The organism is Mesorhizobium sp. M0018, from assembly GCF_040323955.1.
Lineage (GTDB): Bacteria > Pseudomonadota > Alphaproteobacteria > Rhizobiales > Rhizobiaceae > Mesorhizobium.
On sequence record NZ_JAMYVL010000009.1, the window covers coordinates 118,576 to 142,382 of the forward strand.

25 protein-coding genes and 1 tRNA gene are annotated in these 23,807 nt (G+C 63.9%); 19 read left to right on the forward strand and 7 right to left on the reverse strand.

Annotated features, from left to right (window positions below; all coding sequences use genetic code 11):
- Positions 1 to 69: 69 nt before the first annotated feature.
- The 8 genes from NKJ81_RS15015 to NKJ81_RS15050 all read left to right on the forward strand — a co-directional run bounded on the left by NKJ81_RS15015 (position 70) and on the right by NKJ81_RS15050 (position 8,812).
- Positions 70 to 933, forward strand: a complete 864-nt coding sequence (locus tag NKJ81_RS15015; protein WP_352540868.1) for an ABC transporter permease — start codon at positions 70 to 72, stop codon at positions 931 to 933.
- On the forward strand, positions 933 to 1,745 hold the full coding sequence (locus tag NKJ81_RS15020) for an ABC transporter permease (RefSeq protein WP_352540869.1): 813 nt from the start codon (positions 933 to 935) through the stop codon (positions 1,743 to 1,745). Before NKJ81_RS15015 ends, NKJ81_RS15020 begins: the two co-directional genes overlap by 1 nt.
- 12 nt (positions 1,746 to 1,757) lie before the next feature.
- Complete coding sequence (locus tag NKJ81_RS15025; protein WP_352540870.1) at positions 1,758 to 2,519, forward strand: SDR family NAD(P)-dependent oxidoreductase; 762 nt, start codon at positions 1,758 to 1,760, stop codon at positions 2,517 to 2,519.
- Positions 2,520 to 2,661: 142 nt separating this feature from the next.
- Positions 2,662 to 3,867: a 3-oxoadipyl-CoA thiolase gene (gene pcaF / locus NKJ81_RS15030; protein ID WP_352540871.1), complete on the forward strand. Its 1,206-nt coding sequence runs from the start codon at positions 2,662 to 2,664 to the stop codon at positions 3,865 to 3,867.
- 152 nt (positions 3,868 to 4,019) lie between these two features.
- Entirely contained in the window at positions 4,020 to 5,051 is a 1,032-nt protein-coding gene (locus tag NKJ81_RS15035; RefSeq protein WP_352540872.1) for a BMP family protein, read from the forward strand.
- A 274-nt stretch (positions 5,052 to 5,325) separates the two neighbouring features.
- Positions 5,326 to 6,816 (forward strand): ABC transporter ATP-binding protein, encoded by a 1,491-nt coding sequence (locus NKJ81_RS15040; RefSeq protein WP_502904290.1) that lies wholly within the window; start codon positions 5,326 to 5,328, stop codon positions 6,814 to 6,816.
- Positions 6,816 to 7,871: an ABC transporter permease gene (locus tag NKJ81_RS15045; protein WP_352540873.1), complete on the forward strand. Its 1,056-nt coding sequence runs from the start codon at positions 6,816 to 6,818 to the stop codon at positions 7,869 to 7,871. Before NKJ81_RS15040 ends, NKJ81_RS15045 begins: the two co-directional genes overlap by 1 nt.
- A complete protein-coding gene (locus NKJ81_RS15050) occupies positions 7,868 to 8,812 on the forward strand; it encodes an ABC transporter permease (RefSeq protein WP_023678177.1) in 945 nt (314 codons plus the stop codon). The genes NKJ81_RS15045 and NKJ81_RS15050 overlap by 4 nt, the downstream gene beginning before the upstream one ends.
- A 14-nt stretch (positions 8,813 to 8,826) precedes the next feature.
- Here NKJ81_RS15050 and NKJ81_RS15055 read toward each other — a convergent pair whose 3' ends face one another.
- Positions 8,827 to 9,594 carry an SDR family NAD(P)-dependent oxidoreductase gene (locus NKJ81_RS15055; RefSeq protein ID WP_352540874.1) on the reverse strand — a complete coding sequence of 256 codons (768 nt, stop codon included), beginning with the start codon at positions 9,592 to 9,594 and terminating at the stop codon, positions 8,827 to 8,829.
- Positions 9,595 to 9,858: 264 nt separating this feature from the next.
- On the opposite strand from NKJ81_RS15055, the gene NKJ81_RS15060 reads away from it, so the two are divergent.
- Together NKJ81_RS15060 and NKJ81_RS15065 are read left to right on the forward strand one after the other, a co-directional pair.
- Entirely contained in the window at positions 9,859 to 10,014 is a 156-nt protein-coding gene (locus tag NKJ81_RS15060) for a hypothetical protein (RefSeq protein WP_023678176.1), read from the forward strand.
- 130 nt (positions 10,015 to 10,144) lie between these two features.
- Positions 10,145 to 11,092, forward strand: a complete 948-nt coding sequence (locus NKJ81_RS15065) for an LLM class flavin-dependent oxidoreductase (RefSeq protein WP_352540875.1) — start codon at positions 10,145 to 10,147, stop codon at positions 11,090 to 11,092.
- 34 nt (positions 11,093 to 11,126) lie between these two features.
- Here the strand turns inward: NKJ81_RS15065 and NKJ81_RS15070 are convergent, their stop codons facing one another.
- From NKJ81_RS15070 to NKJ81_RS15080, 3 genes are read right to left on the reverse strand one after another with little or no spacing between them, the layout of a single operon-like run.
- Entirely contained in the window at positions 11,127 to 12,077 is a 951-nt protein-coding gene (locus tag NKJ81_RS15070) for a dihydrodipicolinate synthase family protein (protein ID WP_352540876.1), read from the reverse strand.
- A complete protein-coding gene (locus tag NKJ81_RS15075) occupies positions 12,067 to 13,062 on the reverse strand; it encodes a Gfo/Idh/MocA family protein (RefSeq protein WP_352540877.1) in 996 nt (331 codons plus the stop codon). Before NKJ81_RS15075 ends, NKJ81_RS15070 begins: the two co-directional genes overlap by 11 nt.
- Positions 13,059 to 14,030 (reverse strand): Gfo/Idh/MocA family protein, encoded by a 972-nt coding sequence (locus NKJ81_RS15080; protein WP_352540878.1) that lies wholly within the window; start codon positions 14,028 to 14,030, stop codon positions 13,059 to 13,061. The genes NKJ81_RS15075 and NKJ81_RS15080 overlap by 4 nt, the downstream gene beginning before the upstream one ends.
- Positions 14,031 to 14,126: 96 nt before the next feature.
- Between NKJ81_RS15080 and NKJ81_RS15085 the strand changes: the two genes are divergently transcribed.
- The 7 genes from NKJ81_RS15085 to NKJ81_RS15115 all read left to right on the forward strand — a co-directional run bounded on the left by NKJ81_RS15085 (position 14,127) and on the right by NKJ81_RS15115 (position 21,292).
- The gene (locus NKJ81_RS15085; RefSeq protein WP_352470738.1) at positions 14,127 to 14,840 is read left to right on the forward strand and encodes a FadR/GntR family transcriptional regulator; all 714 of its coding nucleotides are present in this window, start codon (positions 14,127 to 14,129) and stop codon (positions 14,838 to 14,840) included.
- A gap of 32 nt (positions 14,841 to 14,872) precedes the next feature.
- Entirely contained in the window at positions 14,873 to 16,453 is a 1,581-nt protein-coding gene (locus NKJ81_RS15090) for an ABC transporter substrate-binding protein (protein WP_352540879.1), read from the forward strand.
- Between the two features lie 66 nt (positions 16,454 to 16,519).
- Positions 16,520 to 17,479 (forward strand): ABC transporter permease, encoded by a 960-nt coding sequence (locus NKJ81_RS15095; protein ID WP_023678169.1) that lies wholly within the window; start codon positions 16,520 to 16,522, stop codon positions 17,477 to 17,479.
- Positions 17,476 to 18,381 carry an ABC transporter permease gene (locus NKJ81_RS15100; protein ID WP_502898799.1) on the forward strand — a complete coding sequence of 302 codons (906 nt, stop codon included), beginning with the start codon at positions 17,476 to 17,478 and terminating at the stop codon, positions 18,379 to 18,381. Before NKJ81_RS15095 ends, NKJ81_RS15100 begins: the two co-directional genes overlap by 4 nt.
- Before the next feature lie 18 nt (positions 18,382 to 18,399).
- Positions 18,400 to 19,317 (forward strand): dihydrodipicolinate synthase family protein, encoded by a 918-nt coding sequence (locus tag NKJ81_RS15105; protein ID WP_352540881.1) that lies wholly within the window; start codon positions 18,400 to 18,402, stop codon positions 19,315 to 19,317.
- Positions 19,314 to 20,324, forward strand: coding sequence for an ABC transporter ATP-binding protein (locus NKJ81_RS15110; protein WP_352540952.1), 1,011 nt, complete (start codon positions 19,314 to 19,316; stop codon positions 20,322 to 20,324). The genes NKJ81_RS15105 and NKJ81_RS15110 overlap by 4 nt, the downstream gene beginning before the upstream one ends.
- Positions 20,324 to 21,292 carry an ABC transporter ATP-binding protein gene (locus NKJ81_RS15115; protein ID WP_352540882.1) on the forward strand — a complete coding sequence of 323 codons (969 nt, stop codon included), beginning with the start codon at positions 20,324 to 20,326 and terminating at the stop codon, positions 21,290 to 21,292. Before NKJ81_RS15110 ends, NKJ81_RS15115 begins: the two co-directional genes overlap by 1 nt.
- Before the next feature lie 16 nt (positions 21,293 to 21,308).
- Here the strand turns inward: NKJ81_RS15115 and NKJ81_RS15120 are convergent, their stop codons facing one another.
- From NKJ81_RS15120 to NKJ81_RS15130, 3 genes are all read right to left on the reverse strand, one after another.
- Complete coding sequence (locus NKJ81_RS15120; protein WP_352540883.1) at positions 21,309 to 22,022, reverse strand: haloacid dehalogenase type II; 714 nt, start codon at positions 22,020 to 22,022, stop codon at positions 21,309 to 21,311.
- Positions 22,023 to 22,194: 172 nt separating this feature from the next.
- Complete coding sequence (locus NKJ81_RS15125) at positions 22,195 to 22,527, reverse strand: DUF167 family protein (protein ID WP_352540884.1); 333 nt, start codon at positions 22,525 to 22,527, stop codon at positions 22,195 to 22,197.
- Positions 22,524 to 22,826: a YggT family protein gene (locus NKJ81_RS15130; RefSeq protein ID WP_292657287.1), complete on the reverse strand. Its 303-nt coding sequence runs from the start codon at positions 22,824 to 22,826 to the stop codon at positions 22,524 to 22,526. The genes NKJ81_RS15125 and NKJ81_RS15130 overlap by 4 nt, the downstream gene beginning before the upstream one ends.
- Before the next feature lie 166 nt (positions 22,827 to 22,992).
- On the opposite strand from NKJ81_RS15130, the gene NKJ81_RS15135 reads away from it, so the two are divergent.
- Both NKJ81_RS15135 and NKJ81_RS15140 read left to right on the forward strand, forming a co-directional pair.
- Positions 22,993 to 23,068: transfer RNA gene (locus NKJ81_RS15135), tRNA-Ala, on the forward strand.
- 293 nt (positions 23,069 to 23,361) lie between these two features.
- Positions 23,362 to 23,778: a hypothetical protein gene (locus tag NKJ81_RS15140; RefSeq protein ID WP_352540885.1), complete on the forward strand. Its 417-nt coding sequence runs from the start codon at positions 23,362 to 23,364 to the stop codon at positions 23,776 to 23,778.
- Positions 23,779 to 23,807 lie beyond the last annotated feature (29 nt).

Consider the following 23,807-nt stretch of genomic DNA (forward strand, 5'->3'; position numbering starts at 1 on the left):
AGGCTACAGGCTCGATGCAGGCAACTCCCCGGCGGACAGATGTCCGCCGGCACCGGGGCGGTTTTTTCAATGCGCAGCAATGTCCTTCGTCACAATCTCCTGACCGCCCTGCTGCTCGGTCCAGCAACTGCGTGGCTGGTGGTGTTTTTAGTTTTGCCGTTCGTGGCGATTGCCGTTTTCAGCGTCGGCGAGCGGGCGCCGGAAGGCGGCTATCAGGCCGCTTTCACCTTGGCGCAGTTTGCCAATCTTCCGGCGCGGGCGACCGCCTTCTGGAACACCATGGTGCTGGCGCCGGCGGGCGCACTGGCCTGTCTTCTCGTTGCCTATCCGGTCGCCTATTACCTCGCTTTGCGCGCGCCGGAACGGTGGCGGCTGATCCTGCTGGCGCTTGTCGTCATCCCGTTCTGGACCAGCCTGCTGATGCGAACCTATGCCTGGATGTATGTGCTTGGCGGGCGCGGCATCCCAGCTCTCCTGGCCTATGTCGGGATGGAGGACGTGCGGCTGATCAACACGCCGGGAGCGGTTCTGCTCGGCATCGTCTATGGTTATCTGCCGCTGATGATCCTGCCGATCTATGTCAGCCTCGAGCGGCTCGACCGCCGGCTGCTGGAGGCCTCCGCCGATCTCGGCGTGACGCCGATCTCGACATTCCTCGGCGTGACGCTGCGGCTGTCGCTGCCAGGTGTGATGACCGGCTTCTCGCTGGTCATGATCCTGCTGCTCGGCGAATATCTGATCCCGACGCTACTCGGCGGCGGCAAGGTCTTCTTCATCGGCAACGCGCTGGTCGATCTGTTCCTGCAATCGCGCAATTGGCCATTCGGATCGGCAATCGCCATCACACTTGTGGCGGTTTCAGTGGTCGTGCTGCTTGCCGCGAACCGCATTTCGATCCGGCTTTCGGGTGCCCGCCGGGTGGACCTGATCTGATGCGTGCCTTCGTCGTTGCGGTCTTTGCCTTTCTCTACCTGCCGATCGCGCTGGTAGTGCTGTTTTCGTTCAACGCCGGCCACCACGCCAGCGAGTTCACTGGCTTCTCGGTGCAATGGTACGGCAAGGCACTAGCAAACCCGTTCCTGGTCGAAGCGCTGAAGAACAGCCTGTTCATCGCCACGACCAGCGCCTTGCTGGCGGCGCTGTGCGGCACGGCCGCCGCGGTTGGCCTGGCGCGTGTCGGGGCGCGGACGCGAGCCGTGTTCGATGCGCTTTTGGGTGCTGCGATCGTCGTTCCTGGTGTCGTCATCGGCATCTCGACGCTGGTCGCGCTGGTCCAGCTATTCGGGGTGGTCAACCCGTTTGTCGCTTCGCTGTGGCCGAACGACCAGCCACCGCGCCTGGCGCTCGGCTATGGCTCGATCATCGCCGCGCACGGGCTGTTTTCGATGGCGCTGGTGGCGATGATTGTCGGCACGCGCCTCGGCAGCCTCGACCGCAATCTGGTCGAGGCCTCGAGCGATCTTTACGCCACCCCGCTGACGACGTTCCGCAGCATCGTGTTGCCGCAGATCATGCCGGCGGTGATCGCCGGCTTCCTGCTCGCCTTCACATTCTCCTTCGACGATTTCATCGTCGCGTTCTTCGTCGCCGGCGCACAGACGACGTTGCCGATCTATGTCTTCGCCTCGATCCGGCGCGGGGTCACGCCGGAGATCAATGCCATCGCGACGATCGTGCTCGTCGCCTCCGTTCTGCTCGTGGTGCTTGCCCAATGGCAACTGCGGCAACGAAAACCATCACACTGAAAGATAAAAAACATGATTCTGAGAGATCGCATCGCCGTGGTGACGGGTGCCGGGTCGGGGATCGGGCGTGCCGGCGCCATGATGATGGCCAGGGAAGGTGCGCTCGTGGTGATCGCCGACAGGGACCAGGCGGCGGGGGAAGCAACCGCCTCCGACATTCGTGCGGCGGGCGGTCGGGCCGAGGCCGTCGCCACCGACGTCGGCGAGGATGCGGCGGTCGAGCAGCTCATTGCGAGAACGCTGGGCCGGCATCGGCGGATCGACATCCTGCACAATCATGCCGGGATCCAGGTCGGCGGCACGCTGACCGAAGTCGGCGCCGACGGCATGGATGCCTCCTGGCGGATCAATGTGCGGGCGCAGTTCCTGGCGGCCAGGCTGGTCATGCCGTCGATGATCGCGCAAGGCGGCGGGGTGATCCTGAATACCGCCTCAAATTCGGGTGTGTTCTACGACCGCGAAATGATCGCCTACGCAACGTCAAAACATGCAGTGGTGGCGATGACCCGGCAGATGTCGCTCGACTATGCCAAACACAATGTCCGCATCAACGCGCTGTGCCCCGGCTGGGTCGATACGCCCTTCAACGAGCCGTTCATCGCGCAGATGGGCGGGCGGGCGGCGATCGAGAACTATGTCCGCACCAAAATTCCCATGCAGCGCTGGGCCAGCGCGGAGGAAATCGCCGAAGCGATCCTGTTCCTCGTCTCCGACCGCTCGTCCTTCATGACCGGCCAGGCGCTGGTGATCGACGGTGGAGAAAGCATCGGCTGATCCGCCGCTCCCGGCGGGCGGCAGCTGAAATTCTCTTTGGCCTAACGGCCGGCGGCGAGATGTGCTTTCGTCTCAAGGAGAATGCGGCCAACATGGCTGGGTCGGGAGCAGAAATCATCAGCGCAACCGGGAAGGCTGTATAATGGCCGAGGCCTATATCTGCGACTACATCCGCACGCCGATCGGACGCTTCGGCGGTTCGTTGTCGGCGGTCCGTGCCGACGATCTCGGCGCTATACCTCTGAAGGCGCTGGTCGAGCGCAATCCAAACATCGACTGGGCTGCCATCGACGACATCGTCTATGGCTGCGCCAACCAGGCCGGCGAGGACAACCGCAATGTGGCGCGCATGGCGCTGCTGCTGGCCGGCCTGCCGAAGGAGGTTTCGGGCTCGACCGTCAACCGTCTCTGCGGTTCGGGCATGGATGCGGTGATGATTGCTGCCCGCGCCATCAAGGCCGGCGAGGCGGAGCTGATGATATCAGGCGGCGTCGAATCGATGAGCCGCGCTCCGTTCGTGCTGCCGAAGGCAGAGACCGCCTTTTCGCGCAATGCCGAGATTTACGACACCACGATCGGCTGGCGCTTCATCAATCCGCTGATGAAGAAGCAATACGGCGTCGATTCGATGCCGGAGACCGGCGAGAACGTGGCGGAAGAGTTCGCTGTCTCCCGCGCCGACCAGGACGCATTTGCCGTGCGCAGCCAGGACAAGGCTGTAGCCGCACAAGCCAATGGCCGGCTGGCAAAGGAAATCACGCCGGTGACGATCGCGCAGCGCAAGGGCGATCCGGTCGTTGTCGACAGAGATGAGCATCCCCGCGGCGGCACGTCGATCGAAGCGTTGGCCAAGTTGCCGACGCCGTTCCGGCAAGGCGGCACGGTTACGGCCGGCAATGCCTCGGGCGTCAATGACGGCGCGGCGGCGCTGATCGTCGCCTCGGAAGCAGCCGCGAAAAGATACGGGTTGACGCCGATCGCCCGTATTCTGGGCGGTGCCACCGCCGGCGTCGCTCCGCGCATCATGGGCATCGGCCCGGTGCCGGCCACGCAAAAGCTGTGTGCCCGGCTCGGCCTGACGCCGCAACAGTTCGATGTCGTCGAGCTCAACGAGGCCTTCGCCTCGCAAGGCATCGCCGTGCTGCGCCAGCTCGGCATTGCCGAGGATGCGGAGCACGTCAACCCGAATGGCGGTGCCATCGCGCTCGGCCATCCGCTCGGCATGTCCGGCGCGCGCATATCAGGCACGGCGGCGCTGGAGCTGCGTGAACGCGGCGCCAGATACGCGCTCGCCACCATGTGCATCGGTGTCGGCCAAGGCATCGCCGTGGCGCTGGAGCGATTGTGAGCAAGCGTCGATTTGCCAGGCCATTTAATGGCGCGTTCCGCCCACTCAAATTTGACCATGTGGACAAAAGCCGGGCACCGTTCCATAGTTCCTTCGCTGATATTCCAGAGAAGAGAGCCGGCTCGACACGGCGCCAATCAGAGGGGCATGCAATGGACAACGGGAAGAGCAGAATCCAATCGAAACGCGAAGAGCTTTCGCGCCGCAACGTGCTGGAGCTGGGCGCGCTCGGCCTGGCGGCGGCGATGCTGCCGGGCAGCGCCTTTGCCAAGACCAAGAAGCTGAAAGTGGCGGCTATCTTCGCCACGCCGATCGAGGAGCCGTGGGACAACCAGATCCATGTTGCCCTGCAGAAGGCCGAGAAGGAACTCGGCATCGAATACAAATGGTCGGAGAAGGTGCAGACGGCCGATTTCAGCCGCGTCATGCGCGAATATGCGCAGGGCGGCTATGAGCTGGTGCTGGGGGATGCCTTCGCCGCCGAGCGCGAATCGCGCAGGACCGCCAAGCAGTTCCCGAAGACCGCCTTCCTGTTCGGCTCCGGCGCCGGGCCGGCCGAGCCGAATTTCGGCGTTTTCGACAACTGGATCCATGAGCCGGCCTATCTGTCCGGCATGATCGCCGGAAAGATGTCGAAATCGGGCACGATCGGCGCCGTCGCGGCGATGGGCATTCCGGAAGTGAACCGGCTGGTCAACGCCTTCTTTGCCGGCGCCAGAGAGGTCAATCCCAACATCAAGAAGAAGGTCGCCTTCATCGGCTCGTTCTTCGATCCGCCAAAGGCAAAGGAAGCGGCTGTCGCCCAGATCGACGCAGGCGTCGACGTCGTCTATGCCGAGCGCTTCGGCGTCATCGAAGCGGCGGCGGAGAAGAAGATCCTCGCCATTTCCAACATGTCGGACCAGTCGAGCCTCGGCCCCGACACGGTGATCACCGGGCCGGTCTGGGATATGTATCCGACCGTCGAGCAGGCGATCAAGCTGGTCAAGGCCGGCGTCTTCACCGCGCAGGATTACGGCGATTTCTCGCGCATGGCCAAGGGCGGCTCCTACCTCGCGCCCTACCACAAGTTCGACAAGACGCTGCCGGCCGAGGTCAAGGAACTGGTCGAGAAGAAGAAGGCCGAGATACTCGATGGCAATTTCCGCGTCGACGTCGATGAGAATACGCCGGTCTCGGACTGAGCGATGTCTTTTGGGGGTCTGGCGCTTGTCGCACCCCCCTCTGGCCTGCCGGCCATCTCCCCCTCAAGGGGGGAGATTAGCAGCTTCGCCGACAGCACCTCTTCTTCAGCGCTGACGATTTGCGAAAGCCGAAGTGACATCCGATCTCCCCCCTTGAGGGGGAGATGGCCGGCAGGCCAGAGGGGGGTGCAGCGCATTCCCGTCGATCAAAGCTGAACCGTAAAGCCAATTCCGATCGGGAGCACCCTTGTCAACGCCTGCCCCTCTCATCGAAATGCGCGGCATCTCCAAGAGCTTTGGCGCCGTCAAGGCGAACGAGGCCGTCGATCTCAGTGTCGCGCCGGGTGAAATCCTCGGGCTGCTCGGCGAAAACGGCGCCGGCAAGACGACGCTGATGAACGTGCTGTTCGGCGCCTATGCGCCCGATGCCGGCGAGATCCTGGTGCAGGGCCGGTCGGTGGCGATCAACAGTTCGGCCGATGCGCTGGCCGCCGGCATCGGCATGGTGCACCAGCATTTTCATCTCGCACCGCGGCTTTCGGTGCTGGAAAACCTCTTGATCGGCATTCCCGGCAGATCGGGCCGGATCGACCGCGCCGGCGGGCTGGCGCGGCTCGCCGAGATCGGCCGCCAGCACGGGCTGACGCTCGACCCGGACCTCCCCGTCTCGGCGCTGTCGGTCGGCGAGCAACAGCGGCTCGAAATCGTCAAGGCGCTGTTTCGCGGCGCAAGGCTGCTGATCCTCGACGAGCCGACGGCGGTGTTGGCACCAACCGAGGTCGACGGGCTGTTTTCGGCGCTGCGCTCGATGGCGGCACAAGGGCTTGGCATCATTTTCATCTCGCATAAGCTCAACGAGGTGCGAGCGCTGACGCATCGCTGCGTCGTGCTCCGGCATGGGCGCGTTGCCGGCCGCGTCGATGCGCCGGCCAGCACCACGTCCTCGGAGATGGCGCGGCTGATGTGCGGCCACGAGATCGTGCCTCCGGCCAGAGGACCGTCGATGCCGGGTGCGGCCGTGCTGACCCTCGACGGTATCTCGACATCGCATCATTCCGGCATGGCGCTGCGCGATGTTTCGCTGTCGGTTCGTGGCGGCGAGATCCTCGGCATCGCCGGCGTCTCCGGCAATGGCCAGCGCGCGCTTGCCGAGGTCATCTCCGGCGTGCGTGCGCCCGATGCCGGGAAGATGACCATAGCCGGCAAAACGGTTTCGCGGTTCTCGCCGAGCACAGTGCAGGCGCTCGGCCTCGGCCGCATCCCGGAAGACCGTATGACGACAGGGCTGGTCACCAATCTGCCGCTCGCCGATTCGATGGTGCTGCCGCGCATCGGCACGGCGGCGTTCAGCCGCAACGGCCTGCTCAAGCCGGATGGGATCCACGCCTTCGCCGAGGCACAGATCAAAGCCTACGATATACGTTGCCCCGGGCCGATGACGCGCGCCGGGGCGCTTTCCGGCGGCAATCTGCAGAAGGCGCTTTTGGCGCGCGAACTCGCCTTCGATCCGAAGGTGCTGATCGTTTCGCAGCCGACTCGCGGCCTCGACATCGGCGCCGCGCGCTTCATCCACGAAAAATTCCTCGACATGCGCGCCAAGGGCTGCGGCATCATCGTCATCGGCGAGGATCTGGAAGAGTTGCTGATGCTCTCGGATCGTATCGCGGTGATGTATGAAGGCCGCATCGTCGGCACGCTGAACAGCGCCGACGCCAGCATCGCCAGACTCGGGTTGATGATGACCGGAGCGGAGGGCCATGCCTGATGTTCCGTCTCGAGGCCCGCACCTCAACGCCCGCCTGGTTCAATCTGGCGCTGCCGCTGCTCGCTATCGGCGCGACGCTGATCCTGTGCAGCGGCCTCATCGCACTGGCCGGCGCCGGCGTCGTCGAGGCTTATGGCGTTATGTTTTCGGCGTCTTTGGGCGACAGCTACGCCATCACCGAAACGCTGGTGCGTGCCGCGCCGATGATCTTCACCGGACTGGCCGTGGCGGTCGCCTTCCGCGCCAAATTCTGGAACATCGGCGCCGAAGGGCAATTGCTGGCTGGTGCGGCGGCGAGCTGTGCCGTCGGTGCAATCCCGATGCCGGGGCCGCTCGCCATGCTGCTGATGGCGCTGGCGGGCGCTGCCGCCGGCGCGGCCGTCGCCCTGATCCCCGCCACGCTGAGGGTAAAATTCAGGGTCGATGACGTGGTCAGCTCACTGCTGCTCAACTCGGTCATTTTCTATGCACTGATGGCGCTGATCGAGGGGCCATGGAAGGACAGTTTCAGCGGCTACCCGATCTCGCCGCCGATCGAGGATACGGCCAATTTTCCGGTGCTGCTCGAAGGCACACGGCTGCATCTCGGCGTCGTCGCGGCGCTGGTCGCAGCACCGGTCATCTGGTTCGTGGTCGCGCGCACCACGCTCGGCTTCCGCATCAGGGTCACCGGCGAAAACCCGGAAGCGGCGCGCTATGGCGGCATCAATGTCGAGCGGGTGCTGATTTCGACGGCGCTGCTGTCTGGCGCATTGGCCGGCCTTGCCGGCGTCGGCGAGGTCGGCGGCGTGCATTTCCAGGTGATGAGCGACATCTCGCCGGGCTATGGCTATTCCGGCATCGTCGTCGCCATGCTGGCGAGGCTCAATCCGCTCGGCGTGGTGCCGGCGGCGATCTTCCTTGCCGCCGTCATGACCGGCGCCGAGGCGATGTCGAGGGCCACCGGCGTTCCGGCCTTCCTCAGCGATGTTATTCAGGGAACCGCATTGCTTGCCATGCTGGTGGCGCTGCTGTTCACCGCCTATCGCCTCCGTCGCGTGGGAATAGCCAAATGAGCGTGGTGCTGGAGCAGATATTCCAGGTCGGCTTCCTGGCCGCCATCATCCGCATCGCCACGCCCCTGGCCTTCGCAACGCTGGGCGAAATGTTCTCCGAGCGCGCCGGGGTGCTCAATCTCGGCATCGAAGGCATCATGCTTTTGTCGGCGATGACCGGCTTCACCGCGGCGAGCCTCAGCGGCAGCCTTTGGCTTGGCGTGCTCGCGGCGGTGCTGACCGGGGCGCTGATGGGCGCCGTGCACGCGCTGTTCACTGTAGCGCTCGGCCTCAGCCAGCATGTCTGCGGCATCGGCGTGACGCTGTTCTCGTCGGGCCTTGCCTATTTCCTCTACCGGCTGATCTTCGGACAGCAATCGGTGCCACCGAACATCAAGGGTTTCGAGACGCTGCCGATCCCGATCCTGTCCGACATACCGGTGCTTGGGCCGGCGGTGTTCAATCAGTTTTCGCTGGTCTACATGGCGATGCTGGCCATACCGCTGGCCGCCTTCGTGCTCTACCGCACGCCTTGGGGCCTAGCGGTGCGCATGGTCGGCGAAAACCCGCGTGCCGCCGATTCTGCCGGCGTCAGCGTCATTGCAACACGCTTCCAGGCGGTGATCCTCGGCGGTGCCTTGATGGGACTGGCCGGTGCCTTCCTGTCGATGGCGCAATTCAACGCCTTCACCTTCGGCGTGGTTTCGGGGCGTGGCTGGGTGGCAATCGCGCTCGTCGTTTTCGGCCGCTGGGATCCGTGGCGATCGGCAGGCGCGGCACTGCTGTTTGCCTTCGTTGACGCCTTGCAGTTGCGTATGCAGGCGAGCGGGCTTGGCCATATCCCCTACGAGGCCTTCCTGATGCTGCCGTTCATCTTCACCATCGTCGCTATGGCGGTGATGTCGCGCAATGCGGTGGCCCCGTCGGCGCTGCTCAAGCCGTTCCGGCGCGAAGAGCGGTAGCGGCGCTTCGCCCTTCACATCGCGGTGAAGCCGTTATCGACGAACAGATGGGCGCCGTTGACGAAGCTGGCCTCGTCGCTGGCCAGGAACAGGGCTGCCTTCGCGACCTCTTCCGGCTCGCCGATCCGCCCTTGCTGCGCCGCCATTGCCGCGTCGGAGACATCGACGCCGAGTTTGTCGAGATCGGCGACCTCGCGCAGGCCATGCGGTGTCCTGATGAAGCCTGGACAGACCGCATTGCAGCGGATGTTGCGGTCGCGGAACTCGACGGCGATGGCACGCGCGAACATATGGCAGGCGCCCTTGGTGGTGTCGTAAAGCACCTCCATCGGCGTCGCCGCCACCGCCGAGATCGACGAGGTGCAGACGATGGAACCGCCGCCGGCGGCGATCATGCCGGGCAGCACAGCACGCGTCATCAGGAACATCGAACGCACATTGACGGCATGCAGCCAGTCCCATTCCTGCGGCGTGGTCTCCAGGAAGGGTTTGATGACGAGGGTGCCGGCGTGGTTGAACAGAACCGTGACCGGGCCGAATTTTTCCGTCGCGCCCTTCACCGCCGCTTCGACCTGCGCCTCATCCGATACGTCGGCGACCCAGTGCTCAGCGACGTGGCCGCGTTGCCTGATTGCCGCTGCGGTGGCCGCCGCCGCTTCGCCGTTGCGGTCGACGATCGCCACCTTGGCGCCCTCGGCCGCGAAAAGCTCCGAGGCCGCACCGCCCATTCCCGTCGCGCCGCCCGAAATGATGGCGACCTTGCCGGCCAGTCTTGTCCCCATGGTTTGCTCCCTCCTGCCTTGTCGTGACGTCGCGGCTTTCCGCTGAAGCGATGCTATCCCTCATCCATTGGATGGCCAAGGAGCCACAGACACATGGACCTGACGTTTCCTGCCGTCACCCCGGCATGCCGCAAAAGGCAGCGCTAAGCAGTAAAAGCACTAACTTGTCCGCCGTTTGGAGAAAATTGTTCTAAGGATCGCGCGAAAATAGCACTCGACAAAGTCTACTGATTTTATAGATTAAGCGCCGAGACGGAGGTCGATATGTCCTATAGCCAGAACGCTCAGACTGCCCGCAAAGGCCAAAGGCTGGGTTCCGACCAGGTGTGGCGGCCGGCCTATGCCGGTGCTTTCGCCTATCTCGTCTTTGCCCTTGCGTTTGTATTCACCGGGGCAGTGGTACTGGGGCTGATCCCCTGATTGTCAAGGCTCTGATCATCGAGGCTTCCTCGGGATAGCGGCCTGCCGTTTGCAGAAATTCCGGAGTTGATGAACCGAATGCCGGTGTGCATTTGCGCGCCCTGATTCCAACGTGATGGAGGAGATGGCAATGCCGATCGAGTTCACGCATGTTCCCGGTAAGATCCACGCTGCCGACGCCAGCTTTTTCTATGACTTTGTCGAGACCGCGACGAAGCTGTCACTGATCGAGGATGCTGGATTCCAGAGGATCGTCATCGACGACCAGGCCGGGCTGCTGACCAATATGGACCTTGCCGCCCAGACGCTGGACCGGACCTCGTCCCTGGAGGTCGTGCTCACGCATTGGGCAGGCGTGATCGAACCAACCGTGGCGGCGCGGCAGCTCGCTGCCCTCGACGCGAGAAGCGGTGGCCGGCTGTCGCTCAGGATGCTCAGCGAGCCGCTGAGCGACGACGATGCCGAGGCACGTCCGGCCGGCCATACGGTGGTCTGGCAACGCATCGACGAATATCTGGTGCTGCTGAAGCGGTTGTGGTCGAACGACAGGCCGTTCGACCATGAAGGCACCTTTTACAGCATCAAAGGCGGCTATGTGCCGCGCAAGGGGCCGCATGGTGCCGATGTGACCATCCGCATGGGCGGGCAGTCGGGCACTGCGCTCAGGGTCGCGGGCAGGCATGCGGACGTGTTCGAACTGGCGCCTGGCTCGCTTGCAGAAATCCGCCAGTCAATAGAGCGCGTACGCGGCGCTGCTGCCGAACACGGCCGGGCCGGCAAGCTGCGTTTCGCGCTTCCCGTCCGAATCCGTTCGGAAGACAAACCGGCCGCTTCCTGCCAGAAGGCGCTCGAACTTGCCGGGCCGCCGGCGCAGGTCGCGCTTTCGCTGCTTTCCTACGCCGCTTTGGGGATCAAGGAGTTCATGATCGTCGGCGTCGACAGGCCACGCGAGATTGCGACCGCCGGCCGCGAGGCGATCGCGCTCTTGCGCAATTCGCTGGCACGCCGCGAGGCCGATGTCCCTCAGCCGGGGGCGTTTGCGTCACGCTCGACACGGGGAGCACGCGCCGGCTGCTGAAGAGCCTCCGTCGTCCCGCGCCTTGGTGACGGGTCTACCACCATTCCGGGAAAGCCGCGTGAGCCGCCCTGGCCAGCGTCGGTATTTCCTGATCGGGAACGGAGCTGTAGGGCCAGAGCAGTCGTGGGCCGAGCGGCGCCCAGCCGCCGGCCGCCGCGATCGCCTTATCGAGTGCTGCATCACCGACATTGTAACGGGTGCGAAACGGTAGGACATGTGCGGCGAGGAAGGCCTGTATGCGGGCCTCGACCTCGGCAGCGGCGGCCATGTCGGTGCGGATTATCTGCCACCACATCATCGCGCCCTTCGGGTTGAGGCAGGCAACGTTGGAATAGCTGCCATGGGCACCTCCAGCATAGCCTGTTGCCAGCGTGTGGCCGGGGACGAAGACGGAAAATCCGTCCAGTTTGCGGCGCATGTCGGCATACCAGCCGGCGTCGCCGCCCGGCAGCTTGGCGCCGACCAGCGATGGCACGGCCGCACGCAGACTGGCGATGCCGTCGAGCGTCAGGTGGCGCTTGGCGTGCGGCGGATTGTAGAGCACCAGCGGTGTTTCAGGCGCGGCCTCGCACAGGCCGCCGGCAAAGCGCATGACCTCGTCGTCGCTGGGCGGCCACCAGTCGGGCAGCGTGAACTGCACCGCCGCCGGGCGAAGTCCGGCGACCCGCGTCAGTCGCTCGAGCGCGACGCGCGGATTGGACTGGCTGATGCCGATCTGGAAAGGAAGGCGCGCGCGGCCGGCTATGGTTGCGACCAACTCACAAAGCCGGTCGAATTCGGGCTCGGTCTGGCAATGGAATTCGCAGGCCGTGCCATTGGAATAGACGCCGTCGATGCCTGAGGCGCAGAGCCGGGCGATCGTCTCTTCCGTCGCCTGCCAGTCGATCGCTCCGCGATCGTCGATGGCCAGCATCACCGCGCCCCAGATGCCGCGCGGTGCGTGTGCGGGCAAGCGGGCCAGATGGTCGTCGAGGTCAGCGTCCACCGGCGATCTCGTGTTCGCGGCGGGTTTCGTTCGACGCGAAGGCAGCCTCGATAATGGCGACGATCTTGCGCGCATAGATGCCGTCGACCGGCACCGGCGTGTCATCGGCAATGGCATCGCGCATTGCGCTCCATTCGCGCACCAGCGCGTTATGCATCCAGTTCGGCTCAAAGGAACCGGGCAGCTCGGTCCAGACCGTCTCGCGGCCAAGCATGGTGCCGCGGTCCATGTCGATGCGCAGCGTTCCCCGCTCGCAGACCAGATCCATGGCATAGGTGGTGGCGCCGGTGCGGTAGCCGACGCTCTGCACCTGGCCGATGCCGCCGCCGGCGAAGCGCAATCCGAGCAGAGCGCTGTCGTCTGCTTCCTGGTCATGGAACTTGGCGCCGAGCATGCCGCTCACCGACACGACATCGTCATCCATCAGCCAGACCAGGCGATCGACCGCGTGGATGCCGGCCGTCAACAGCATGCCGCCGCCGGTCGCCTTGCGCAGATGCCAGTCGCGGCGATTGTGCTCCATCCACAGCTTGATGATCCAGCTCGATCCGGCGAGCGGCCGGCCGAGCTCGCCTTCCTCCAGAATTTGCCTGGCCGCCATGCAGGGCAGGGCGAAATGCATGAGGTGGGCGACCATCAGCTTGACGCCATCCTTGGCCACGGCGGCGTTGATCGCATCGCAGGCAGCCACCGTCGGCGCAATCGGTTTTTCGAGCAGGATATGCTTGCCGGCCTTTGCCGCGCCGATGGCCATTTCGGCATGGAGATGGTGCGGGCTGGCAATGAGGACCGCATCGACCTCCTTGTCGTCCAGCAGCCTTCGCCAGTCCGCGTAGCCGCGGCCGCCATGTTCAGCGGTGAATTGCTGCAGTGCGTCGGCATTTCCTCGAGAGGCGGCGACGAGGCGAATGCCGCCAACCTCACGGATTGCCCGCGCATGGGCTGCGCCGAAATCGCCGGCGCCGATAATTCCTATTCCAATCATGGTCCTGCCTTTTGATAAGCGGCGTCGATCAGCGACATCGCCGCAACATAATCTTCGATGGACACCGGCGGAGGCGCCTTTCTGGCCAGCCGGTCAAGCGTATCGCGTATGAACAGACGGTAGCGCGTTGCCGGCAGTTCGACCGGCAAGTCGACGATTGCCGCGTCGTCGAGCGTTGCGCAGATAACATGGTCGCCATGATCGATGAGGGTGGCATTGGCACTGACGATGCGCCACTCGAAGTCACCGCCGGGGCGCATCGAAGCAAAGGTGTAACCGGCCTCGACGATGAACAGCGCGCCGGCCTCGTCTTCCAGCACCAGAAGTGCGTGATCCTCGACCGGGCCGGGATGGATGCGGTTCGCGATCGAAACGCTTTTCAGGCCGAGCTTGCCGGTTGCGAGGCTGAGTGCCGCGTCGACGCCGTGTATACCGAGATTCCTCAACGCACCCCCGCCACCAACCGCCGGGTCGAGCACCCAGGCGACACCGTCGGCGATGTAGCGTTGCGGCGGGCCGTTGACCAGCCGGAACTGGCAATGCGCCACAGGGCCGGCGCGACCTTGCCGGCGCAGCCGTTCAAGGCCGGCAACGGCCGGCCCGAAACGGTTGGGCAGGGGAACAGCGACAAAAGCCTGGTGCTGCCTGGCAAGGTCGCGCAGCGCCATCAGTTCCCTCGTATGGCTGGCCGCCGGCTTCTCAAGGATCAGCGGTATCCTTGCCGCGATGATCGCACGTGCCCGCGCCGGCACCATCGAAGGGTGCCCCATCAACAGGATCACATCCGGCGGGCTGGAGAGTATCTCCTTGAAATCTTCGATAAACGGCAGGTCGTGGTGCGCGGCGAACGCATGGGCTTGGCCAGGATTCTCGTCCCAGATACCGGCGATCTCCGCACCGTGAAAGCGTGCGGCGTCGAGGTGCATTTCGGCGTGCCAGTGGCTCGAGCCGGCGAGGATTATCTTCATTCGGGAGTAACACGTTGCTATGGGCTTGCAGGATATCCTACAAGTAGCTATACGACAAGCAGCGGGCAAGCTTCAGCGGATGATGAAAGCAGTGGGATGGCGGAACTGAAGTCGATCGAACCGTTGAGCAGACCACCGCTGCTGCACGTCACCGTGCAGGAAAGCCTCAGGGCCTATATCGAAAGCAACCAGCTCAAGGCCGGCGATCCCTTGCCGCCGGAGACGTTCCTGGCGCAGCGGCTCGGCGTCGGCCGCAACTCCGTGCGGGAGGCCATCAAGGCGCTGGAATCGATCGGCATCCTGGAGACACGGCGCGGCATCGGCGTGTTCGTCAAGGAGTTCTCGTTCAAGCCGCTGCTGGACAACCTGGCCTACGGTTTGCAGGATTCGCTGCGCGATGTCGAAGAGCTGCGCGAAATCCGTCGCGTGCTGGAAACCGGCCTCATCGCCAAGACGATCGAGATGATCAGCGCCGAAGATATCGAAGCGCTGCGCCAGTTGACCGAGCGCATGCGGCAACGTGCCGAGCGCCATGAGAGCTTCGCCGAAGAGGACCAGCAATTCCATCAGCTGCTGTTCCGCTGCCAGAACAATCGCATGCTGAGCGCGCTGATCGACATCTTCTGGATGGCGTTCAACAAGGCCTCGAATTTCACCAATCTCGACAATCCGACGCCGCTGGCGACATGGCGCGACCATCACGAGATCGTCGAGGCTGTCGCCGCCAAGGATGTCGACCAGGCGCGTCGGCGGCTCGATGACCATTACCGGGGGATCCAGCAGGTTATCGCCAAAAACCGAGCAAGCTGAAGAACAACCTGACTATGCCAAGGGAGGAAACCATGCGCATCAGGACCATCGCACTCTCAGTCGCCGGGCTGCTGCTCGCCAGCATTGCCCCATTGACCAGTGTCCAGGCACAAAGCGCCAAGACCATTGCGGGCGGCTTCGACGTCGGCCCGGGCGGTTTTCCCAAGAACTTCAACCCGCTGGTCGCGACCGGCGGCTACACCTGGCTCAGCACCTATTTTGAACCGCTGGTCATCTACAATGCCGGACTGACCGAGATCGAAGGCGACCTCGCCAAGGACTACAAGATCAGCGACGACCAGCTGAGCTATACGTTCAACCTGGTCAACGAGACTTGGCACGACGGCAAGCCGTTCACCTCGAAGGACGTCAAGTTCACCCTCGAGCTTGCCAGGAACAAGGCCTCCGGCAGCCTGTTTGCCGCCCGCCTCGCCAACATCGCCTCGGTCGATGCGCCGGATGACCACACCGCAGTGGTGAAGCTATCGAAACCGAACGGCTCGTTTCTATCCATCCTCTCGCAGCTGATGATCCTGCCGGAGCATGCCCTGGCCGCCCTGCCGCCGGAATCGCTGGCGACAAGCACCTGGTGGTCGACCACTCCGGTCGGCACCGGCCCGTTCAAGTTCAAGCGCTACGTGAGCGACCAATATGTCGAGCTGGCAGCCGATGACGATTATCGCGGCGGCAAGCCGAAGGTAGACGTGCTCATCAACCGCTATTTCGAGTCGCCGGCGGCGGCCGTTGCCGCGCTCCGTGCCGGCGAAATCCAGTTCACCTATGTCGAGCCCGACGATGCGGCATCGTTCAAGAGCGACAGCAATTTCAAGGTGATCGAAGGTGCCTCGTACGTGGTCAACTATATCGGCCTGAACCAGAAGGTCGACCTGTTTAGGGATATCCGTGTCCGCCAGGCGATCATGTACGCGATCGATCGCAGCGCCATCATCGACAGCCTCTACGGCGGTGCCGCCGAGCCAGCCAATTGCGGCTATGTCGCGCCGCACCTTGTTCCCGCAGGCCTCGAACCCTATGCCTACGATCCGGCAAAGGCCAAGGCGCTGCTGAGCGAGGCGGGCTGGGACAAGATCAACGGCGACAAACCGATCACCCTGCTGACCTATTACGGCTCGCCGCAAGCGGCCAACGTGATGGCCGCCATCCAGTCGATGCTGGCCGAAGTCGGCATCAATGTGGTGCCGCGGGTCGTCGATACGCCGACCTACAATGGCATCGTCTACAAGCAAGGCACGCCGGACTGGAACGCCTTTCCGATGGTCTATGCCGGCCTGCAGAATGGCCCCAACCCGGCCGGCCTCAATCCCGGCCTCAACAAGTCGCAGATCCCGCCGGCAGGCTTCAACACCATGCGCATCGGGTTCGACGATCTGAGCGCTGCATTGGACGCCGCGCTCGGCCAGACCGATCCGGCCAAGCTCGATCAATCCTGGCAGGAGGTCTGCAAGGTGATGAACAAGGACCTGCCCTGGGCGACGTTGTGGGTGGCCAACCGCTATGGCGTGGCGTCGACCAAGCTGCATGACTTCGTCTGGACGCCGGCGCCGGGCGGCGGCCCCTACGCAGCTCACCCCGAGCGCTGGGACATCCAGTAAGAAACCCGCAAGCAAGCGAGCAGGCGGGACCACTTTGGCGCCGCCTGCCACCGCCACGGAAAGCCCATGCTGAGCTTCATTGCCCGCCGCAGCGCCACAGGATTGCTGATGCTGGTCGCACTCAGCGTCCTCATCTTCATCCTGTTGCGGCTGGCGCCGGGCGATCCGATCGACGCCTATATCAACCCATCGGTCCCCATGTCGGCTTCCGACCTCGAGGGCCTGCGCGAACGGCTCGGGCTCGATCGGCCGCTTCCCGTGCAGTATCTCGCCTGGCTGCGCGCGGCGCTGAGCGGTGACTTCGGCTATTCGATCCAGCGCAGCGGCGTTGCCGTGCTGCCACTGGTCATGGAACGCATCGGCCCGACGGCGCTCCTGATGGGTACGGGCCTGGCGATCGCCATCGTGCTCGGCATTTCCGCCGGCATTTTCAGCGCGGTGCGCCGTAACGAACCATCCGACATCGCGCTGTCGGTGCTGTCGTTTATCGGTATCTCCAGCCCGGCTTTTCTGACAGCGCTGCTCGGTCTCTATTTCTTCTCGGTGCTGTTGCGCTGGGCGCCGTCCGGCGGCATGCAGACCGCGGGTGCGCCGTTCTCGGCGACGGATGTGCTTGCGCACCTCGTCCTGCCCGCCTGCCTGCTGTCCGTCGGCCATGCCGCGCTGATTATGCGTTACATGCGCGCCTCGCTGCTGGAAGTGCTCAACCAGGATTACGTGCGGACGGCGCGCGCCAAGGGCGTGCGCGAGTTCTGGGTTATCATCAAGCATGCAACCCGCAACGCGCTCTTGCCGGTCATTACCTTGATCGGCTCAACTGTCGGCATCGCCATCGGCGGCGCCATCTTCCTGGAAAGCGTGTTCAACTGGCCGGGCATGGGACTGCTTCTGGTCAACGCCGTCGGCACCCGCGATTACCCGGTGATCATGGGCGCTACCCTGGTGATCGGCGTTTGCGTCATCCTGGTCAACCTCTTGACCGACGTCGTTTATGCCGTCGTCGACCCGCGCATTCAGGTGGCATGATGGCAATCACGGCGCCAGATCCTACAGTTGACCCGACAGCCGTGCCGCAAACCAAAGGCCCGCTTCGCCGCGCGCTCGACCGCTTTTTTGAAAACCGCGCGGCGCGTGCCGGGCTTTTGATCGTCATCCCGATCCTGCTGGCGGTTTCGACGTATCCTTTGTGGTGGCCGTTCGGTCCTAACACCATCGACCTCCGAGCAATGAACAAGGCGCCGTCGGCCATTCATTGGCTGGGCAGCGACGGCGTCGGGCGCGACGTCATGGCCCGGCTGCTGCAAGGCGGACGGATCTCACTGCTGGTCGCCGTCTGCTCGGTCGCCATATCGACCGTCATCGGCTTCCTGGTCGGCGCCGTCGCCAGCTTTGGCGGGCGTCTTGTCGACGGCACGGTGATGCGCCTGGTCGACCTGGCGATGACGCTGCCGCCGGTGATCTTCCTGCTGGTGCTGGCTTCGATCGCCGGCACCGGCATCGCCCCGACCATACTGGTGATCTCGCTGCTCTCCTGGCCGGTGCTGTCGCGCATGGTGCGCGCCCGGCTGCTCGAACTGCGCGAGCGCGATTTCGTCGTTGCCGCCCGCGGCATGGGCGCGAGGCTGCCGCATCTGCTGTTCCGGCATGGCCTGCCCAATTGCATCGATATCCTGGTCGTCTACGCCACCTTGCAGATCGCCAACGCCATCCTGCTCGAGGCCGGCCTGTCCTTCCTCGGCCTCGGCATCGCACCGCCCGAAGCCAGCTGGGGCAACATGCTCAATCTCGCCCGCTCCACCGTGGTGCTTGAAAATTACCCCTGGCAATGGATGTTCCCGGGCGCCGCACTGGTGCTCACCGTGCTCGCCATCAATTTCATCGGCGACGGCCTGCGCGACGCATTCGACCCCCGCTCCGATCTCAACTGACCTCAAAGGTTTATCAAAATGCCCCTGTTTACCGGCGTCGTGCCACCTGTCGTCACCCCGCTCAATGCCGATTTCAGCATCGACTTTCCGTCGTTCACCCGCACCATCGAGAACCTGCTCGACGGCGGTGTTCACGGGCTGTTCGTGCTCGGTTCGACCAGCGAGGTGGTCTTCCACGACGAGGCGGGCCGCAGGGCCGTCCTCGAGCACGCGGTCAAGGTCAATAACGGCCGGGTTCCGATCTTCGCCGGGGTCATCGACCCGACGACCGACCGCGTCATCAACCACGCCCGGATCGCCAGATCGGCCGGCGCCGACGCCATCGTCGTCACCGCGCCGTTTTATACCCGCACCAGCCAGCCGGAGATCGGCGACCACTTCCGCTATATCAAGGATGCGATCGACATTCCGGTCATCGCCTACGACATCCCGGTCTGTGTCCACGTCAAGCTGGAGCGCAAGACCACGGTCGGCCTCGCCAGGGAAGGCGCCATCGCGGGCATCAAGGATTCCAGCGGCGACGACGGCAATCTGCGTTACGTGCTCAAGGACATGGCCGACGACCCCGGCTTCTTCGGCATGACCGGCTCCGAGATCCTGGTCGACAGCGTGCTGGCGATGGGTGCGCATGGCGTCGTGCCGGGGCTCGCCAATGTCGACCCGCATGGTTATGTCAGGCTGTGGAAGCTGACGCAGGCGGGCCAGCATGCCGAAGCCCGCCTGGAGCAGGAGCGGTTGCTGAAACTGTTCGAGATCGTCTGGATCTCGCTCGGCAGGACCAGCGCCGGCTCGGCCGGCGTCGGCGCCTTCAAGGCGGCGATGAAGAGCCTCGGCATCATCGGGTCGAACACCATGGCGCGGCCGCAGCGCAGCCTGAACGACGAGGAAACCGCAAAGATCGACATGATCCTTCGCGATGTGGGGCTGCTCCGCTGAGCGCCATGCCGATCCTCTCGATTTCCGGCCTGCGCGCGGTGTTCCGCGTCGCGGGGCGCGACATCGCGGCGGTAAGGGATGTCGACCTGACGATCGGCTCCGGCGAGACGGTGGCGCTTGTCGGCGAATCCGGGTCCGGCAAATCTGTCACCAGCCTGTCGATTATCGGCCTGTTGCCAAAGAGGGTCGGACATATCGCCGAGGGGTCGATCGCGCTGCGGCGCAAGAACGGCACGGTTACCGAGCTGACCAGCCTCGATGCCGAGTCGCTGCGCAAGATACGCGGCAATGAGATCGGCATGGTGTTCCAGGAGCCGATGACCAGCCTCAACCCGGTCTACACGATCGGCGAGCAGATCGCCGAACCGATCCGCATCCATCTCGGCAAATCGCACCGCGAGGCAGAAGCAGATGCGGTGCGGCTGCTGGAACAGGTCGGCATTCCCGATCCGAAGCGGCGGGCGCGGCAATATCCGCACGAACTTTCGGGCGGGATGCGCCAGCGCGCTACCATAGCCATGGCCCTGTCCTGCGATCCAGGCTTGCTGATCGCCGACGAGCCGACAACCGCATTGGACGTCACCATCCAGGCCCAGATCCTCGATCTTTTGGCCGACCTGCAGGCGCAGCGCGGCATGGGCATCCTGTTCGTCACCCACAATCTCGGCGTCGTCGCCGAAATCGCCGACCGGGTGGCGGTGATGTATGCCGGGCGTATCGTCGAAACAGGTCCGGTGAGCGAAGTGTTCGCCCGTCCGCGTCATCCCTATACGGCAGGGTTGATGCGCTCGGTGCCGCGGCTCGGCCAGGCCACGGCGCTGAAGGCGGCGGGAACGCCGCTGCCGACCATTGCCGGAAATGTTCCGTCGCTCGCCTTGCTGCCCAAGGGCTGTTCCTTCGCGCCGCGTTGCCCGATGGCTATCGCTGCCTGCCGCGCTGCGGTCCCTCCATTGTTTGGGGCGACGCCGACCCAGCAAAGCCGCTGCCTGCGTTGGGAGGAGCTCTGATGGCCGACGCCCCTTTCCTCGCTGTCAAAAACCTGACCAAGCATTTTGCGCCGACAGCGTTCTCGCGCGGACCCGTCGTAAGGGCGTTGGAGGATATTTCTTTCGATATCGGGCGTGGCCAGGTGGTCGGCCTGGTCGGCGAATCCGGCTCCGGCAAGACGACGATCGGCCGCTCGGTGCTGCGTCTGATCGAGCCGACATCCGGCCAAATCAAATATGACGGCACCGACATCACCAGGCTGGGTGCCGCCCAGTTGCGCCGCCAGCGCCGCAAGATGCAGTATATTTTCCAGGATCCCTTCGCCAGCCTGTCGCCGCGCATGACGATCGGGCAGATCCTCACCGAAGGCCTGGACATTCAAGGCATCGGCAAGAAGTCCGAGCGGCGGGCGAAGGCCGAGAAGGCACTTGCCGCGGTCGAGTTGCCGGTCGACGCCTATGACCGCTACGCCCATGAATTTTCGGGCGGCCAGCGCCAGCGCATCGGCATCGCCCGGGCGCTGACGCTCGAGCCGGAATTCATCGTTGCCGACGAGCCGGTCTCGGCACTCGACGTCTCGATCCAGGCGCAAATCATCAATCTGTTGCGCGACCTGCAGCTCCGGCTCGGCCTGACCATGCTGTTCATTTCGCACGATCTGGCTGTCGTCGAGTACATCTGCGATACGGTCATCGTGCTCTATCTCGGGCGCATCATGGAGGTTGCGCCGGCGGCCGAGCTTTATGCCCGGCCGCAGCATCCCTACACGCGCGCGCTGCTGTCGGCCATTCCGTGGCTCGACCCGCTGGCCAGGCAAGGCCGGCAGGTGCTCAAGGGCGATATTCCAAGCCCGGCAAACCCGCCGTCGGGCTGCGTTTTCCGAACCCGTTGCCCGTTCGCGCTGGAAGCTTGCGCCGGGGCTGTGCCGCCGCTGAGGGCGACAGCCGAGGGCCATCTGAAGGCCTGCATTCGCGACGACATCGCTTAGGTTTTCTGCCCTCGGCCTACGGGAGAACTTGGGCGAGATGGACAAGGTCGTCGGCCACAAAGTCCCAGCTCTCAAGAGGCGAGAGATCGGTCGTCTGCGCCGGGCCATGCTCTTTTGGCCGAGCAACAAAGGCGGTTCCGATACCGCACCTTCGTGCCGCAGCCAGGTCGTCATTGTGCGCGGCGACCAACACGGCCTCCGCAGGTCGCACCCCCAGGATCTCCACGGCGCGGAGATAAGCCTGCGGCGCAGGCTTGTAGGTGCCGAACACATCCGAGCCAAGGACGGTGTCCCAAGGCAGGCCGGCGCGCTTGGCCATATCCAGCAACAGCCGGGTATTGGCCCCTGATAAGGGCACGATGATGAAGCGTTCCTTTAGCCTCGCAAGGCCTTTCAGCGAATCGGGCCACGGCTCCAGCCGGTGCCAGGCGAGGTTGAGTTCCTCAAGTTCGGCGGTCGGCAGCTCGGATGGGGCCAGCCCGAACTGGACGAGGGTGGCGTCCAGATTCTCCCTGTTGATTACGTCAAGTGACACGAAAGGCCGCTGCCCCGTCCGCACCGCCTCGGTCGAGGCGTCATAGCGCGACGCCCACGCATCGGCGAATTCACCGGGATCGACCTGCTCTGCACCAACTCGCGCGAGGAAGGCGCCGGCCTCCCTTGCGATACCGCTGCGCCAGTCAACGACGGTTCCCAGAACATCGAAGAATAGAACTCGAGTAGTGGTCATTGAGCTTTCCTCCGACCTCATTGAAACGTCGCCGACGCCAACCCATATGCAACTGGCGTCGGATGTTTCCTCCCATTCGTCCGGCGCGTTCCCCTCTGAAGGTTTTCGACCTTCACATCTGGCCGGGCTTTTCAGCCCGGCCTTTTTTGCGGGGTAAGTGAGCGAGCCGAGATCATGGCGCAGGCGTGCCCAGCGTATCGATGCGTTTCGCCAGCGCCGCGGGATCGCCAAGCACGCGCAGCGTCTTCAGCCGAGCTGTGCCGCCGGCGGCGATCGAGACGGCCGATGCCGGCACGCCAAGCGCCTTAGCTACCAGCCTTTCCAGCGCTCGATTGGCGGCTCCGTTTTCCGGCACGGCGCGGACGCGGGCTTTTAGATAGCTTCGCCCATCCACCGATGTTTCGATGCCCTCCAGCCTGTCTATCGCCGCTTTCGGCGTCAGCCGGACGAACAGGTCGATGCCGTCGGCGCGAAGTCGAAAGAAACGGTTCGTCTCGTGACTCACATCGATCCGATACCGAACATCGGCTGAACGGTCGTGTCTAGGAACACGCTGATAAATGTCAGCGCAAGCAACAGGATGATCGGCGAGATATCGATCCCGCCAAGGTCCGGGAGGACGCGGCGGATCGGCCGCAACGCCGGCTCGGTCAGCCGATAAAGCATGTTGCCGATAGAGTCGACAAGCTGGTTGCGCGAGTTGACGACGTTGAAGGCGTACAGCCACGAGAAGATAGCCGCACCAATCACAATGTACCAATAGATATTAATCGCGGCATGCAGCGTATAAAAGACTGCGATCATCGGTTGCTCCTTGCGAACGCCCGACATGTAGCCACTGTAGGTGAAAGCGGCAAGAGCCGCCTTCCGCCGCATGGCGAGGGCGCACGAACGGCCGAACGGCATTTCGGCAGCAAGCGCAGCCTTGACAGGAAACCGCAGCGGCCGATAAAAGCCCCATCCGCTGGACGGGGCTGTAGCTCAGCTGGGAGAGCGCGTCGTTCGCAATGACGAGGTCAGGAGTTCGATCCTCCTCAGCTCCACCAGCGGATTTTTTTCGAACCCTTGCCTGGATGAATTCCAAGGAAATCCTCCTTGGATTCACGGCGTCTCTCAGACGAAGCTCGCGAACGCATTGCAGGCCTGCTGGCGGCTTGGCACTATCGTTGCCGGGTGGATGGGTGGATTCACATCGGCGACGTAAAGACCCTCTACACCAGTAGCGTATGCGGCCTATTGCCACTGCGCCTCGTCCTTGCCAGACTTGGTCCGTCTTCAAAACCGAGGGGAATTCACCATAACCAGCACGACAAGGCGTGATTTTGTAGGTCTTACAGGAATGGCAGCGACTGCCCTGGCCGGCGCTGTTGCAACACGAGCTACCGCTGCGGAAAGCGACGTATCGCCATCGTTCGATGAGGTTCTTCAAGAGTACGATCAAAACAACACAGAAAGGACTAGATCAAAGCTGGCGATCTATGTGGTCCTTTCTCATCTGCACGCCAGTCTCGAGGAGGAATTTAGCGACCTTGGGCTAGAGCTGCCTTTAGGGAAAAAGGCCTTGCCATCGAACCTGCCGGCCAATTTCGCCGACGCGCAGGTTGCACCCCTTCCTTGGCTCTTCAAGCCCTCGGAAGTTACCGACCACGAACGAAACGGCTATGCGGCGATTGCAATGCGAATGAACGCAGTGATGGCAAGACACACCGCCGACGTGAGTGTCGGGGTTTCGCATATCATGTCGCACAAGGGATAGGCGCGACCTTGCCGGCGAGAACGGCACGT